Source organism: Corynebacterium sp. MSK195 (genome assembly GCF_030228885.1).
Lineage (GTDB): Bacteria > Actinomycetota > Actinomycetes > Mycobacteriales > Mycobacteriaceae > Corynebacterium.
Map to the genome: position 1 here is coordinate 1 of NZ_JASPGT010000043.1, position 862 is coordinate 862.

General features: G+C 53.2%; 1 protein-coding gene. It reads right to left on the reverse strand.

What is annotated here, in order from left to right; translation table 11 throughout:
• Positions 1-272: 272 nt before the first annotated feature.
• On the reverse strand, positions 273-862 hold a 590-nt coding region (locus QP909_RS11710; RefSeq protein WP_284767325.1), incomplete at its 5' end, for an integrase core domain-containing protein.

Sequence of the window (862 nt, forward strand, 5' to 3'; positions counted from 1 at the left end):
TGCATCCTGGTCAAATTTTCTTGGCATATTCCAGATTTTCCCATCTACTCAGACGGAACAAAACCTGGGACACTTCAGATTACCTTTCTTCCCAACCCAACCGGGCTGGATATCAGGTGTCTACCTAACGGGGGCCAGGTCCTTCTTTTATGGGGGCGTTGATGCCACCTTCGAGGCTGTTTGTTGTTGCTGCAAGGTTGTCGGGGTCGATGGTTGTTGGTGGGGGTTGCAGGTAGGTAAACAGCAGGTCTGAAGTGCCCCGGGTTTTGTTCCTAGGCATTTGCCTTGATTTCTATTATTGCTTGCGGCGGGTGCTGGTCCCAAAATTCGGTTTCCACTTCGACCGGGGTTCGGTATCCCAAGCTTTGGTGAAGCCTCGTCTCGTTCCACCATGACACCCACTCAAACGTCGCGATTTCCACCTCGACAACCTCATCCCACCTGCGAGTATGGATCAGCTCGTTTTTGTAGGAACCATTAACGTTTTCCGCCAGAGCATTGTCATAGGAATCCCCGACAGTTCCGGTGGAAGCGGCAATCCCGTGCTGGGCAAGACGCTCGTTGTAGACAACGCTGACATACTGCGAGCCGTGATCCGAATGATGAATGAGACCTGTTGTTTCCTCAGCAGACGCGATCGCCTGGTTGAGAGCTTGCAGCGGCAACGCTTCGGTGCGCATGGAATCTGATAACGCCCACCCAACGATCCGTCGGGAGTAAACATCGGTGATGAAGCGTCCTGGGTTTAGTTCCGCTTCTTTTACGGCCCTGTGTTGATGGGCTGGGGGACCTGACCCCTGTTTGGTAGACACCTGATATCCAGCCCGGTTGGGTTGGGAAGAAAGGTAATCTACCACCATGC